The sequence below is a fragment of the Flavobacterium frigidum genome, from assembly GCF_048286795.2.
This window is the reverse complement of sequence record NZ_JBLVPT020000019.1, coordinates 16686-31202: the sequence shown is the minus strand read 5'-3', so window position 1 is coordinate 31202 and position 14517 is coordinate 16686. Positions and strand designations below refer to the sequence as shown.

Annotated in this window: 11 protein-coding genes, 2 tRNA genes and 1 pseudogene; 8 read left to right on the top strand and 6 right to left on the bottom strand. The window is 32.1% G+C overall.

The window, feature by feature from the left end; all coding sequences use genetic code 11:
- Window positions 1-30: 30 nt before the first annotated feature.
- Entirely contained in the window at window positions 31-900 is an 870-nt protein-coding gene (locus ACNQGB_RS14520) for a lysophospholipid acyltransferase family protein (RefSeq protein ID WP_417944827.1), read from the bottom strand.
- Window positions 901-1013: 113 nt separating this feature from the next.
- On the opposite strand from ACNQGB_RS14520, the gene ACNQGB_RS14515 reads away from it, so the two are divergent.
- Together ACNQGB_RS14515 and ACNQGB_RS14510 are read left to right on the top strand one after the other, a co-directional pair.
- Window positions 1014-1652: a rhomboid family intramembrane serine protease gene (locus tag ACNQGB_RS14515; protein ID WP_417944828.1), complete on the top strand. Its 639-nt coding sequence runs from the start codon at window positions 1014-1016 to the stop codon at window positions 1650-1652.
- A 50-nt stretch (window positions 1653-1702) separates the two neighbouring features.
- Window positions 1703-2392 carry an SIMPL domain-containing protein gene (locus ACNQGB_RS14510; RefSeq protein WP_417944829.1) on the top strand — a complete coding sequence of 230 codons (690 nt, stop codon included), beginning with the start codon at window positions 1703-1705 and terminating at the stop codon, window positions 2390-2392.
- Between the two features lie 141 nt (window positions 2393-2533).
- Here ACNQGB_RS14510 and ACNQGB_RS14505 read toward each other — a convergent pair.
- From ACNQGB_RS14505 to ACNQGB_RS14490, 4 genes and pseudogenes are all read right to left on the bottom strand, one after another.
- A tRNA-Tyr gene (locus ACNQGB_RS14505) sits at window positions 2534-2614 on the bottom strand.
- 172 nt (window positions 2615-2786) lie between these two features.
- Window positions 2787-3173, bottom strand: a pseudogene (locus tag ACNQGB_RS14500) (TlpA family protein disulfide reductase); the annotation flags it as partial.
- 18 nt (window positions 3174-3191) lie between these two features.
- Window positions 3192-3959, bottom strand: a complete 768-nt coding sequence (locus ACNQGB_RS14495; protein WP_417944830.1) for a DUF4369 domain-containing protein — start codon at window positions 3957-3959, stop codon at window positions 3192-3194.
- Between the two features lie 337 nt (window positions 3960-4296).
- A tRNA-Val gene (locus tag ACNQGB_RS14490) sits at window positions 4297-4371 on the bottom strand.
- Between the two features lie 210 nt (window positions 4372-4581).
- Between ACNQGB_RS14490 and ACNQGB_RS14485 the strand changes: the two genes are divergently transcribed.
- Entirely contained in the window at window positions 4582-6369 is a 1788-nt protein-coding gene (locus ACNQGB_RS14485) for an ABC transporter ATP-binding protein (RefSeq protein ID WP_417944832.1), read from the top strand.
- A gap of 99 nt (window positions 6370-6468) precedes the next feature.
- Here the strand turns inward: ACNQGB_RS14485 and ACNQGB_RS14480 are convergent, their stop codons facing one another.
- Window positions 6469-7638, bottom strand: coding sequence for a proline dehydrogenase family protein (locus tag ACNQGB_RS14480; protein ID WP_417944834.1), 1170 nt, complete (start codon window positions 7636-7638; stop codon window positions 6469-6471).
- Window positions 7639-7907: 269 nt separating this feature from the next.
- Here ACNQGB_RS14480 and ACNQGB_RS14475 point away from each other — a divergent pair, with 269 nt between their 5' ends.
- The 5 genes from ACNQGB_RS14475 to ACNQGB_RS14455 all read left to right on the top strand — a co-directional run bounded on the left by ACNQGB_RS14475 (window position 7908) and on the right by ACNQGB_RS14455 (window position 14501).
- Complete coding sequence (locus tag ACNQGB_RS14475; RefSeq protein WP_417944835.1) at window positions 7908-10256, top strand: O-antigen ligase family protein; 2349 nt, start codon at window positions 7908-7910, stop codon at window positions 10254-10256.
- Between the two features lie 12 nt (window positions 10257-10268).
- Complete coding sequence (aroB, locus tag ACNQGB_RS14470) at window positions 10269-11336, top strand: 3-dehydroquinate synthase (RefSeq protein ID WP_417944837.1); 1068 nt, start codon at window positions 10269-10271, stop codon at window positions 11334-11336.
- 287 nt (window positions 11337-11623) lie between these two features.
- On the top strand, window positions 11624-13027 hold the full coding sequence (locus ACNQGB_RS14465) for a type III PLP-dependent enzyme domain-containing protein (protein ID WP_417944838.1): 1404 nt from the start codon (window positions 11624-11626) through the stop codon (window positions 13025-13027).
- A gap of 93 nt (window positions 13028-13120) precedes the next feature.
- The gene (locus tag ACNQGB_RS14460) at window positions 13121-14092 is read left to right on the top strand and encodes a deoxyhypusine synthase family protein (protein WP_309755696.1); all 972 of its coding nucleotides are present in this window, start codon (window positions 13121-13123) and stop codon (window positions 14090-14092) included.
- Window positions 14093-14102: 10 nt separating this feature from the next.
- Complete coding sequence (locus ACNQGB_RS14455; RefSeq protein ID WP_417944840.1) at window positions 14103-14501, top strand: DNA primase; 399 nt, start codon at window positions 14103-14105, stop codon at window positions 14499-14501.
- Window positions 14502-14517 lie beyond the last annotated feature (16 nt).

The window sequence follows — 14517 nt, the reverse complement described above, 5'->3', positions numbered from 1 at the left end:
TAATTAATAATTAATCATTGTAACTTAACACTATTTCTTGTGTTTCCATCTTTTGTGCGTCCAGAAATAATATTCAGGTGCCTCGATAATTTGTTTTTCTACTTCTCGTAAAAAAATACTGGTAATTCCAAAATCGGGAATCGACCGAGGATTATCTGTAATTGGAATAAAAGTAGCTTCGTAAAATCCTCTTTTTAATTTCTTTACTTTAACAAAAAGCACATTCAAATCGTATTTTTTAGCTAGCATTTCTGCACCGGTATGAACGGGTACTTCTATTCCCATAAAGGAATCCCAATGGAAAGCTCTGTTCAATTTTGGAGATTGATCGCTGGCTAATCCATACATGCTTAAAATTCCTTTTTTTTGGTTTTCGGCGATTAACGGGATTGTATTTTTTGTTTCTACTAGCTCAGCATTATATTTAGATCGAATATCTCGAATTAATTTATCAAAATAAGTATTGGCAATTTTTTTATAAACGCCAATTCCCTTAAAACTTGTTTTTTCATTAAGTGACAACAACCACTCCCAACTTGCATAATGAGAAGCTAGTAAAACAGTACTTTTTCCTTTAGCTTCATATTCTTTTACCAATTCAATGTTGGTTACGACAAACCTTCTATTCATTTCAGCTGCAGAAATAGTCATAGTTTTAATCATTTCCAGAAACATATCGCACATGTGATGGTACGATTTTTTTTCGATGATTAAACGTTCTTTGTCGGTAAGGTGAGGTAATGCTAATACTAAATTTGCTTTGACAATTTTTTTCCGATAGCCAATAATGTAGTAAACTATAATATAAATAAAGTCCGAAAACCAGTAAAAGATCCTAAAAGGAAGAATGGAAACCACCCATAAAAAGGGAAAAGTTAAGATATAAATAAGAAATTGCATGCCGTTACTTTTATTGCAAATATAGTCCAAAAATATAGACGCTATAAATTTTGATAGGGTATGAATCACTATTTTAGAATGACTATCTTTACATTTCACAATACATACACTTTATGAATACCGTATTAATAGCACTAATTGTTGTAAATGTTTTACTTAGTTACAAAGGGTTTAATGATATTTCGTTTTTTAGAAAATATGAGTTTCATGTAGGGAGCATTCGCAGTGGTGAACAAATCAGGATGCTATCTTCTGGTTTTTTGCATGCTGACATGACCCATTTGATTTTTAATATGTTAACGCTTTGGTTTTTTGCTCCCGTTGTTATCAGTTATTTAGGCGATTTTTCCTTTTTAATGATCTATTTTGGGAGTCTAATTTTTGGAAGTTTGTTAACCATGTTTTTTCACAAAGACGATTATGGATATAGAGCCGTAGGAGCATCAGGTGCTGTAACGGGTGTTTTATATTCGGCCATATTACTTCAGCCAGATATGATGTTAGGTATCTTTTTTGTTATACCCATGCCTGCCTACATTTTCGGAATCTTGTATCTGTTGTATTCTATCTATGGGATGAAGGCCAAAAACGATAATATTGGTCACACAGCCCATTTTGGAGGCGCTATAGGCGGTTATTTGATTACATTGCTCAAAGAACCTACATTGTTAGTAGATCATACGTTAATGGTGCTATTATTGGCCATTCCAATAGTTATTCTTTTTATAATGGAAAAGTTAGGAAAACTATAGTGGCACAACTTTTGAAAAGAAATTAGTACAAACAAATAAATCCCTCAAAAATGAAAAAAGCACTATTGATTCTGTCTATTTTATTTATTTCAATGTCTTATGGACAAGAAGTAAAACAAGTTCCTCAAATAAATGTAAGTGGAGAAGGAAAAGTAAAAGTTATTCCAGATCAAGCCACTATAACGGTTACGGTTGAAACCAAAGGGAATAACGCAAAAGATGTAAAAAAACAAAATGACGAAAAGATTGACGCGGTCTTAAAATTCATTAAAAAAATGAACGTAGCTCCTGCGGATTATAAAACACAGCGCGTTTCATTGAATCCACAATACGATTATGAAAAAAAGAAACACAATTACAATGCTACCCAAACAATCGAAATTCTATTAAGAGATTTATCAAAATATGATGAATTGATGGAAGGATTGGTTGACCAAGGAATTAACAGAATTGATGCCGTAACTTTTCAATCTTCAAAACTAGCACAATATCAATCCGAGGCTAGAAAATTAGCAATGAAAGAAGCAAAAATGAAAGCCGAAGATTATGTTTCGGTTTTAGGTCAAAAAGTAGGGCGTGCGATGACTATTTCAGATAATTCACAAACGTATTATCCGCAACCCGTTTATGCTACAATGAAAAGCATGGAAAGTAGTGATACAGCACAACCAAGGGAGACACTGGCAGCTGGGGAAATAAACATAACCGCAAATGTAACGGTAAGTTTTATTTTAGAATAAAGAAGCTAAAAATTATAGATTAGAAAATCCAATCTCAGATAAAAAATGAGATTGGATTTTTTTTACAATCTAAATATAAATTGATGAAAGTATTAATTAGAGTAAATAAAAAAAACGTTTCAATTGCTTGAAACGTTTTAGTGGGGAGAGCAGGATTCGAACCTGCGAAGTTTACACAGCAGATTTACAGTCTGCCCTCGTTGGCCGCTTGAGTATCTCCCCAAGTCTCAACAAGCATTGCTTATCGTGCTAACCGGGTGCAAATATAGAAACAGTTTTGAAGTTTCCAAACTAAAATTGCACTTAATTTTACTATTATTTTTAATGTATTGGTATTGAATAAAATAAAAAATCTCCATTAGGGAGATTTTTTATTTTAAAAGAATAATTACACTTATTTTGCTAAAAGTTCTAAGACTTTTGCTCTTAGTGCAGGACCTCTTAAATCTTTTGCTACAATGTTTCCTGAGGCATCAAGAATAAATGTAGCGGGTATCGATTCTACTTTATATTGAATAGCTATAGGCTCATCCCAAAATTTTAAATTTGAAACATGACTCCAAGTCAACTTGTCTTTTGCAATTGCATCTTTCCAAGCTTTGGCATCTTTATCTAACGAAACACCAATTATATTAAGCCCCTGGCTATGCAATTCTTTATGAATTGCTACTACGTTTGGATTTTCTTGGCGACAAGGTCCACACCATGAGGCCCAAAAATCAACTATAGTAACTTTTCCTAAATTTTCTTTCAAAGATATTACTTTACCTTGCGGATTAGGACCTGAAAAATCTGTTCTTCATTTAGCTTCAACAGCTGGTGCTGCTGGAACTGGAGCAGCTCCTACAGCCGGCATTTTCAATTCAGCTAACTTAGTTTTAATAGCGATTCCAGGTTTAGTTTTTTTCAATGATTCTTCCAAACTATTGTATAATTTTTCAGATTTAGCAACGTCTGCCGTTGCATCATTTAACATACCTTGAATGATCAAAGCTGAAATAAAAGCTTTTGGATGAGTTTCAGCATAAGTAACATATTTTGCCTTGGATGCTTCACCTACTTCTTGTTGAATTTTTGTGAATTCTGACATCAACTTATTGATTACAACAGTATCTTTAGTTTGTTGAGCAGTTTCCATAGCTTTCATATTTTTGCTTTGAAAATCCATAAGTTTCTTTTGAACTTTAGTAATTTCTTCATTAAAAGCTACATATTCATCATTGTTATAAGTTCCTGAAACTTTAGATTTTTGAATACTATCTTTATTGATAGCAATAGTTACTTCTCCATTTTCTAAGATAAAAGGGATTTTAGCTTGCGCTCCTTCTAATTGTATGGTATAAAATGAAGGTTCAGTGATTTTTCCTTTCATTTCAAATTTTCCATTTTCTACTTTTACAGTATCTTTTGGCAACATCATTCCGGTTGCATCTTGAGTTTCAAGAATAATTGTTTTACCATTTTCAATACCTGTTGCAGTCCCTGAAATGATATATTCATCTTTGCCAACTTTGCTACAAGAAATTAAAACAACAGCAGCAGAAAGTAATAAAATTATTTTTTTCATTATTAATTAGTTAATTAAGTTAAGGTTGCAAAAGTATTTAAAAATTATAAAATACAAATTATTTTGCCACCTAAATTTTTGTTATTATTTCAAGAGCTATGGTATGATTTAAGATGTCTATATTATAACAGGTTTATTACATTAAAGTATTTTAACGTTGCATTGGAGTATGACAAATTAGCTTTTAGCAAAATTTGGTTATCTTCTTGGATGATATAAACTTTTTAAGTTAATTACTAATCTCGTATTAAAACAATAATTAAATATATGTTCAAAAGAAAAAACCCTATAAATCATAAGATCTATAGGGTTTTGAAACCATTTGTTATTAAACTTGTGGGCGATGAGGGGTTCGAACCCCCGACCCCCTCGGTGTAAACGAGGTGCTCTGAACCAGCTGAGCTAATCGCCCTAAACAATTAAGGAATTTTAAATCCGTATTGCGAGTGCAAATATACTGCTAGAATTGGGATCTGCAAGCATAATTTTAAAATAAATAAATAAAAAATCATCCCTTTTATCTTTTGCACTCACTCATAAGGTTTTACCACAAAAATCAAACACTCTTATTTTTTTGTAATGATTCGTTATAGTCTTACATTTGCGTAATAAACAAAAAATAATGGCCAGATTTAAAGAAAACGATTTACCAAAATCAAAAATTACTGCAACTTCACTACAAAAAGCAACGGTTATATTTGAATATGCAGGAAACCACCGTTGGAAATTTTATGTAGGTTTGATCTTTTTACTGTTCACTGGTGCAACAGCTCTTGCTTTTCCTAAATTAATGGGAATGCTTATTGATTGTGTCAAAAATAAAGATAATACACAAGCCAATATGATTGCTGGTGGTTTAATCGTAATCTTATTTCTACAATCGATTTTTTCTTTTTTTAGATTGTCTTTATTTGTCAATTTTACAGAAAATACCTTAGCCAATCTCAGAGTGTCACTGTATAGCAATTTAGTAAAACTACCCATGTCATTCTTTTCGCAAAAACGAGTGGGAGAATTAAATAGCCGAATTAGTTCAGACATTACTCAAATTCAGGATACACTTACCTCTACTATAGCGGAATTTTTACGACAATTTATTTTAATTGTAGGTGGCGTTATTTTATTAGCAAACGAAAGTATTAAATTGACTTTATTAATGCTTTCCGTTGTGCCACTTGTGGCTGTTGCAGCCGTTATTTTTGGACGATTTATAAGAAAATATTCGAAAAATGTTCAAGATAAAGTAGCCGAAAGCCAAGTAGTTGTAGAGGAAACAATGCAAGGTATTAGTATTGTTAAGGCTTTTGCCAATGAATGGTATGAAATTGCTCGATACAATGGAAAAATAAAAGAAGTAGTTACAATTGCTATCAAAGGTGGAAAATACCGTGGTTACTTTGCTTCATTCATAATCTTTTGTCTCTTTGGAGCTATTGTGGCAGTTGTTTGGTATGGTGTACAATTGAGTATTAGTGGCGAAATGAGTGTTGGACAACTCATTTCATTTGTTTTATATTCTACTTTTGTGGGAGCTTCATTTGGAGGAATTGCTGAGCTTTACGCCCAAATCCAGAAAGCGATTGGCGCAACAGAAAGAGTTTTTGAGTTGTTAGGTGAAACGCCCGAAAAAATTAATTCTAATCGAGATCTTGCTACAATAGAGAAAATTAAAGGAAACGTAACTTTTAATAATGTAGCGTTTAGTTATCCTTCCAGAAAAGAAATCAAAGTACTAAAAAACGTAAGCTTTACTGCTAGTTTTGGTCAAAAAATAGCCATTGTGGGTCCTAGTGGAACGGGAAAGTCGACCATTGCTTCACTCCTATTGCGTTTTTATAATATTGATGAAGGAGAAATACTCGTCGATGGGAAAAATATTTATGATTTTGATCTAGAAAATCTTCGTGGGAACATGAGTATTGTTCCGCAAGATGTAATTTTATTTGGTGGAACAATAAGAGAAAACATAGCATACGGAAAACCTAATGCTACTGAAGAAGAAATTCTAACCGCTTCAAAACAAGCTAATGCGTACAATTTTATCGAAAGCTTTCCTGAAAAATTTGAAACTATAGTTGGAGAGAGAGGGATAAAATTATCTGGTGGTCAGCGACAACGAATTGCTATAGCCAGAGCCTTACTAAAAAACCCTAGCATTTTAATTCTGGACGAAGCCACTTCATCCCTAGATAGTGAAAGTGAAAAGTTAGTACAAGAGGCTTTAGAAATTTTGATGGAAGGGAGAACTAGTATTATTATTGCTCACCGTTTATCTACCATTCGCAGTGCCGATCAAATCTTAGTTTTAGACAATGGAAAAATTTCAGAACAAGGAACACATCAAGAATTAATTACGCTAGAAAATGGTATTTATAAAAATTTGAGCAATCTACAATTCAGCAACTCTTAAATTTCATGATTTATTTGACCTAAAAAAACTCCATTTAGTTTATTGAATGGAGTTTTTTTTGGACTTAAATGTTGCTGAATACTAAAAACTGAACACTGATCACTTTCCTTTTCTGCGGCTGCGCTCTGCTTTGATCATTGATAATTCGCGACTCGTTTGACCCGCAACAGAAGTGTTTTCTTCGGCACGTCGAATTAAGTATGGCATTACATCCTTGACTGGTCCAAATGGCAAATATTTTGAAACATTATAACCATGATCGGCCAGATTATAGCTAATATTATCACTCATACCATACAATTGACCAAACCATATTCGATCATCGCTAGTTTTAATACCTTTATTTTGCATTAATTCCATCAACGTATACGTACTTAACTCATTATGTGTTCCTGCAAAAATAGACATCATATCTAGATGCTCGATCATGTAATGCACTGCTGCATCATAATTTTCATCTGTAGCTTCTTTAGACGCACATATAGGTGATGGATAGCCTTTTTCTTCGGCACGAACATTCTCTTTTTCCATATAAGCGCCGCGAACTAATTTCATTCCGATGAAGAATCCCTCTTTTTTGGCTTTCTGATGTATTTTTTTTAGGTAATCCATACGATCCCAACGGTACATTTGCAACGTGTTGAAAACAATGGCTTTTTCTTTATTGTATCGGCGCATCATTTCAGTAACTAATTCATCAGCAGCGTCTTGCATCCAGCTTTCCTCACCATCAATCAACAAGGCTACATTTTTTGAATGTGCCTCTTTGCAAACTAAATCAAACCGAACCACTACTCTATCCCATTCTGCTTGCTCATCAGTGGTTAAGATTTGTTTTTCTCCTAATTTTTCATACAGCTCAAAACGACCAAAACCTGTTGGTTTAAAGACTGCAAAAGGAATAGCCATCCGCTCTTTGGCAAATTCAATAGTTTTTAAAGTCATTTCTAAGGCAGCATCGAACTGCTCTTCTTCTTCTTTTCCTTCCACAGAATAATCCAAAACTGAAGAAACGCCTTTGGTATACATTTTATCTACAACAGATAGACAATCTACTTCATTTACACCACCACAAAAGTGATCAAAAACTGTCGCACGTATCAAACCTTCAACGGGAAGATTCGCTTTCAGTGCAAAATTAGTAACAGCAGTACCAATACGAACTAACGGCTGATTGGCTATCATTTTGAAAAGAAAATAAGCTCGATCGAGTTCTGTATCGCTTTTTAATGCAAAGGCAACTTGCGTATTATCAAATATTTTTTCCATTATTTGTTTAATTTTGTACAAATATAGAGAGAGTTTAAATATTATTATAAAAATAGAGTAGTAAAAAAAGAAAAATGTAATTTGTATGTTTTTAAATATTAAAATTATTTAACAATTGATAAATTTATACTTTTGAAAATTATAAACCATTCAGACAAAAAAAATTTCCATCTACAGTAAAACTTCAATTGTAAAAAAATTTAGCTTTTATGTGTAAAAAAACATCAGCTGAATAAACAATTAGCAAAACATCTGTCTTTTAAAATACTATGAAAAAAATAAACCCGATTGAGCAATCAAATCCTTCACTAGATAATTCTTCAAGTACCGTTTATGGTGATTTCATTGCATTGCTTTTTTTAGCTTTATACTTGGTGATCGATTTCTTGCCTCATTTCAATAGTATTGAAATTATTAACACACAGTTTTTTTATCTTTCGATAGTTAACATTGTCGCATTTGGATACTTTTTTAAAAACAAAATTGCGGTCTTTTACAACTATCCGCTTTTTTCACAGGTAGGACTTGTTCAGATAATTTACTTTACTTTCATTGTGTTGTCTGGCTGTTCTTTATTTTTTGCCAAAAATTTATCGCTTTCCATTATCAGTTTTTCTCAAATATTGGTTGTTTTTTTGATGATTGTAAACCTAATACTTCTTTTTAGGGATCGATTATATCTACTTCCGAAAATTGCGTTTTTAATTGGGATAAGCGTTTTCTTGCAAAGTATAACGCAATTGGGAAATTTTCTGAAAAATTTTGATAATATCACCAATGCATTGAATGAATTAAAGGGAAATACTGCAAACGTTAACATTTTCGCGGCAAGTTTAAACATAAAGATCCCCTTTTTAATAATTGGGATTTTAAAACATGAAAATTGGAAGAAATGGTTTTTGATTACCACCTTTTTTCTTTCAACTTTTATTGTTGTATTAATCAGTTCAAGGTCAGCATATTTAGGTTTGTTTTTTGAACTTATATTATTTGTTATTGCTTACTTTAAAATCAACTCCTTTTCAAAAAAAACTTTTTATACAACCTCGTATATTATTTTACCGGTGTTACTATCAATTGTGTTGGCCAATATAGTGTTTAAACAAGGAGACAATATTGGTAGATTTGAGTCTGTTAACACTCGTATTTTACAAATTGCAGATGTAAAAGAAGCTGCTGCTGCTGCGCGATTAAGTTATTGGGAAAATGCTTCAGAAATGATTTCTAAAAATCCTGTAACAGGCTTTGGATTGGGGAATTGGAGAGTTGAAAGTATTCCTTATGAAAGAAAAATTATAGATGAAGCTTTCATATCGTCGCATACACACAATGATTTTTTAGAAATTGCAACTGAAACAGGGGTTTTAAATGGAATCATTTACTTGAGTCTTTTTTTGTTATTATTTTTCACAAACGCAAAGACAATCTTTAAAAAAACCGATAAAGATAAAACCTTTGCTCTACTCGTACTTTTGCTTTTAATGGGTTATTTTATAGATGCCTTTTTTAATTTCCCTTTGTACAGACCTACTATGCAAACAGCGTTTGCATTCATGATTGTTTTTACTCACTTACAAGTAAACAACAAAAGAACGTTGAATACAAACTCGAAAAAAATTGGATTGGGTTTACTTATTTTAAGTCTTTTAGTTATCGGTTTCGTATACACTGAATTTAAAGCATCGCAACTTGAGTTTAAAATCAAATATGATCAACCTGCCCTTTCTTCGACGGAGATAATCAGTAAGTTTCCAGCTATAGCACAGATAGGTATTTATGGCGAATCTTTTTATCAACATGCGGCTGTTGCAGCATTTAATGAAAAAGACCTTATTGTGGCCGAAAAATATTTTAAACTGGCAAATACGGTAAATCCGTATAATGGAGTTTCCAATTGGTATTTACACAAAATTGAAAAATCAAAAGACAACCAAGATCGAGCTTACACCTTAATCAAAACGGCATTTTATGCACGTCCCAGAACTCTAAATTTTTACTTAGATGGCTTATTGATGGCTGCCAAGAAAAAAGATACCACCGAAATTTTAAAAATACATAAGCTATTTACAACCTATCGAAGTATGCCAGCGAATTGGATAAAAACGGCTAATGCGCTACAAAAGGCCAATTACAGTCCGACTAAAATACAATTATTCCTTAAAGAAGGTTTAACATTATATCCAACAGATTCTTTGCTAAAAGTTAAAACTCAAGGTGAATTAAAAATGCAAAATATTCCGACGAACATAAATAAGGATACCGTAAAAAGTCAAAATCTCCCAAACTACATGATAGAAGCAAAAAAAATGGGTGATGCAGGATATTTTAAAAAAGCTATAGAATTATATCAAAAAGAATTTGCAATTTATCCCGAAAAGAGAGTAATCTTGCAGGATATTGCGGTGTGCCACTATAGTCTAAACGATACAAAAACCGCTATTTCATACCTATTACGAATACTTAACGATCCAAATCTTAATGATGGAAAAACAGAATATTTGTTATCGGGTTGTTATCACAAAATACAAGACAAAACAAATTCTTGTAAATACCTGAATCTAGCAATCGCCAAAAATTTCCCCGGATCAAAAGAACTATTCAATCAACTTTGCCAATAAATTTTAATAACAATGCAAAATATAATAGCCAATAACTACCCTATTTATTTCAATGAGAAAGCATACGAAGCATTAAATCTTCATTTGAAAGAAAATAAATATTCAAAACTATTCATTATCGTAGACAATAATACAAATGAATATTGCACAACACTATTTCTCCCTTTTTTAGAAACTGATCTTACGATTGAAATCATCGAATTTGATTCGGGAGAGCAAAATAAAAATATTGAGACTTGCGTCCAAATTTGGAATGTCTTCACAGAACTTGGTGCCGATCGAAAGAGTCTAATCATCAATTTAGGGGGCGGTGTGGTTACTGATTTAGGGGGATTTGTGGCTTCCACCTTCAAACGAGGGGTAGATTTTATCCACATTCCAACTACCTTATTATCGATGGTTGATGCCTCTGTAGGAGGTAAAAATGGTATAGACTTAGGGAATTTAAAAAACCAAATAGGAGTTATAAATGTGCCCATTATGGTACTAATTGATACTCAATATTTAGAAACGGTCCCACAAAATGAGATGCGATCTGGCCTTGCCGAAATGCTGAAACATGGCTTAATATACGACCAGGTATATTGGAAACAATTTTTAGACTTAAAGGCTATTGATTTTGCTGATTTTGATCAATTAATTTATCGTTCTATTGAAATAAAGAACGAAATTGTAATGCAAGATCCTACAGAAAAAAATATTCGTAAAGCATTAAATTTTGGTCATACGCTTGGCCATGCAATTGAAAGCTACTTTCTCGAAAACGATACTAAAACCACTTTATTGCACGGAGAAGCTATAGCGGCAGGAATGGTTTTAGAAAGTTTTATTTCACTCCATAAAAACCTGATCAATCAGGAAGAATATTTTCAAATAAAATCTACTATTAAATCAATTTATGGCATTATAGTTTTTGATGAAAATGATATTGAACCCATACTAGAATTACTCATACATGACAAAAAAAATGAATATGGGACCATACAGTTTGCTTTGTTAGACGGTATCGGAAAAATAAAGATCAATCAATCCGTTGAAAATGAATTAATTCTTGAGGCTTTTTTGGATTATAAATCTTAATTATTTTTTATAAAAAGGATTGCATTAGGTATATAATATTTTTTACATTTGCATCGATGAAAAAAAGCCAAAACAAACGCACTTACAATACGAGTAAAATCCGTAGCAATATGTCTTTTCTGAGAATATTGAGACGTTTTAATTGCATTAAAGGTAACTTTGATTTTGATATTTTTCAATATTTGAAAGCTGACCACGAGAAGCTTCAAATCATATACTCAAATATTAGGGTTTGAATTATAGGTTACTTTACCGTACACTATTTTAATCTATAATTATGACATCTAATGAATACAAAATATTCTGATTTAATCAATCAAACCTATTATTTTCCCCAGGAAGAATTTACCTTAAACAAAGATAATCTTCAATTTCACAATATCGATTTAATGAAATTGGTGGAACAATACGGAACTCCATTAAAGTTTACCTATTTACCTCAAATCTCTAACAATATTAACAAAGCCAAAAGCTGGTTTCGTAAATCGATGGAGAAAAACAAGTATGAGGCCAAATATTATTATTGTTATTGCACAAAAAGCTCTCATTTTGAATACATTATGAATGAAGCTTTCAAAAATAACATTCATATTGAAACATCATCTGCTTTTGATATTAATATTGTTGAAAATTTATTAGCAAATGGCAAGATAAATAAAAGTACTTATGTGATATGCAATGGTTTCAAAAGAGACCAATACATCGAGAATATTGCCCGTTTGATAAATACTGGTCATAAAAACACCATCCCAATTATTGATAACTTTGAAGAACTTGATTTACTGCAAGGTCAAATCAAGAATAAATTCAAAATAGGAATTCGTATTGCCGCTGAAGAGGAGCCAAAGTTTGAATTTTATACCTCTAGATTGGGAATAGGCTATAAAAACATTGTTCCGTTTTATAAAAAAGAGATCAAGGAAAATAAGAAATTGGAGCTGAAAATGCTGCACTTTTTTATCAATACTGGAATAAATGACAATGCCTATTATTGGAACGAATTAGTAAAATGTATCAAAGTATACGTGGCATTAAAAAAAGAATGTCCTACTCTTGATGGATTAAATATTGGTGGTGGTTTTCCAATTAAAAATTCATTGGCATTTGAATATGATTACCAATACATGATTGACGAAATAATCAATCAGATTAAAATTGCTTGTGATGAAGCTGAGGTAGATGTGCCAAACATTTTTACTGAATTTGGTTCCTTTACTGTAGGAGAAAGTGGAGGTGCTATATACCAGATTTTGTACCAAAAACAACAAAATGATAGAGAGAAATGGAACATGATTGACTCTTCTTTCATTACAACTTTACCAGACACTTGGGCCATCAACAAACGCTTTATTATGCTAGCTGTCAATCGCTGGAACGATACCTATGAACGTGTTTTATTGGGCGGAATGACTTGTGATAGTGATGATTATTACAACTCTGAGCAAAACATGAATGCCATTTATTTACCTAAATACAATAAAGAAAAACCATTGTATATAGGGTTTTTCAATACAGGCGCATATCAAGAAACAATTGGTGGATATGGTGGTTTGCACCACTGTTTAATTCCACAACCCAAACACATATTAATAGACAGAGACGAAAACGGAATCTTGGCAACTGAGGTTTTTTCAGAACAACAAACTTCCCAAGATGTCCTTAAAATATTAGGGTACGACAAAAAAAAATAAATTCACAATAAATCAATTAGTCAATTTAAAAATTCGTTAATTTTGAAAAACAACTTTAACCGTATGATTTTTAAGTATTTAAATTTTTAAAAAATGAGCAAAGGACCAATCAGTCAGTTTATTGAAAAGCATTACTTGCATTTTAATTCTGCATCTTTAGTTGACGCAGCTAAGGCATACGAACAACAATTAGCCAATGGTGCAAAAATGATGGTGAGCATGGCTGGTGCTATGAGTACTGCCGAGATTGGAAAAATATTTTCCGAAATTATTCGTCAAGATAAAGTGCATATTATTTCTTGTACAGGTGCCAATCTTGAAGAAGACATTATGAATCTTGTAGCTCACTCTCATTATGAAAGAGTTCCAAATTATCGTGATTTAACTCCTCAAGACGAATGGGATTTGCTAGAAAGAGGTTTGAATCGTGTTACTGATACTTGTATACCAGAACATGAAGCTTTTAGACGTTTGCAAAAGCATATTTACAAAATCTGGAAAGATGCAGATGATAAAGGAGAACGTTATTTTCCGCATGAATTCATGTACAAAATGTTACTTTCAGGTGTACTTGAGGAATATTATGAAATAGATTTAAAAGACAGCTGGATGTATGCAGCTGCTGAGAAAAATTTACCTATTATTGTACCAGGTTGGGAAGATAGTACAATGGGAAATATATTTGCATCGTATGTAATCAAAGGAGATTTAAAAGCTTCTACGATGAAATCCGGTATTGAATATATGGTTTTCTTATCAGATTGGTATCCAAAAAATAGTTCAAACGGTATTGGTTTTTTTCAAATAGGTGGCGGAATAGCAGGAGATTTTCCAATATGTGTGGTGCCTATGTTGTACCAAGATATGGAAATGCACGATGTACCTTTTTGGAGTTATTTCTGTCAAATTTCAGATTCAACAACTAGTTACGGTTCCTATTCTGGAGCAGTGCCAAATGAAAAAATTACTTGGGGTAAATTAGATATAAAAACACCAAAATTTATTATTGAATCCGATGCTACTATTGTAGCGCCTTTGATTTTCGCTTATTTATTAGATCTATAGAATATTTTTTATGAAAAGAGTAATTGTTGATTACGCAAAACTTACCAATGCAATTTTAAATCTTTTGGTTGACAAATTTCCAGATGGTTATGATGATTCAAATATTATTAGTTTTAGAAATGCTAAAAATGAATTGATTGAAGCAGTTGAAGTACGAACTGAAGACACTATTTATTTAGTAAAAGTGAGCACAAAACTGGCTGACAGAATTGAAAATTATGATGAGGATGATGAAATAATCATTGATGATGTTGTTGAGCCTATAAAAGGACTTGACTTAGACGATGATATTGATGACGATGATGACGAGGATAATGACAAACCAGATTCAGATTTAGGAGATGATGACGATGATGAATCTGACGAAAAGGATTATTCTGATGATGATGATGACGAAGATGAGGATTAATTAAACTCAAAAAATA

What these genes read in the sequence shown, in the direction of transcription:
- ACNQGB_RS14520 (WP_417944827.1), bottom strand. Translation starts at nt 900, where the DNA reads ATGCAATTTCTTATTTATATCTTAACTTTTCCCTTTTTATGGGTGGTT.
- ACNQGB_RS14515 (WP_417944828.1), top strand. Translation starts at nt 1,014, where the DNA reads ATGAATACCGTATTAATAGCACTAATTGTTGTAAATGTTTTACTTAGT.
- ACNQGB_RS14510 (WP_417944829.1), top strand. Translation starts at nt 1,703, where the DNA reads ATGAAAAAAGCACTATTGATTCTGTCTATTTTATTTATTTCAATGTCT.
- ACNQGB_RS14495 (WP_417944830.1), bottom strand. Translation starts at nt 3,959, where the DNA reads ATGAAAAAAATAATTTTATTACTTTCTGCTGCTGTTGTTTTAATTTCT.
- ACNQGB_RS14485 (WP_417944832.1), top strand. Translation starts at nt 4,582, where the DNA reads ATGGCCAGATTTAAAGAAAACGATTTACCAAAATCAAAAATTACTGCA.
- ACNQGB_RS14480 (WP_417944834.1), bottom strand. Translation starts at nt 7,638, where the DNA reads ATGGAAAAAATATTTGATAATACGCAAGTTGCCTTTGCATTAAAAAGC.
- ACNQGB_RS14475 (WP_417944835.1), top strand. Translation starts at nt 7,908, where the DNA reads ATGAAAAAAATAAACCCGATTGAGCAATCAAATCCTTCACTAGATAAT.
- aroB (WP_417944837.1), top strand. Translation starts at nt 10,269, where the DNA reads ATGCAAAATATAATAGCCAATAACTACCCTATTTATTTCAATGAGAAA.
- ACNQGB_RS14465 (WP_417944838.1), top strand. Translation starts at nt 11,624, where the DNA reads ATGAATACAAAATATTCTGATTTAATCAATCAAACCTATTATTTTCCC.
- ACNQGB_RS14460 (WP_309755696.1), top strand. Translation starts at nt 13,121, where the DNA reads ATGAGCAAAGGACCAATCAGTCAGTTTATTGAAAAGCATTACTTGCAT.
- ACNQGB_RS14455 (WP_417944840.1), top strand. Translation starts at nt 14,103, where the DNA reads ATGAAAAGAGTAATTGTTGATTACGCAAAACTTACCAATGCAATTTTA.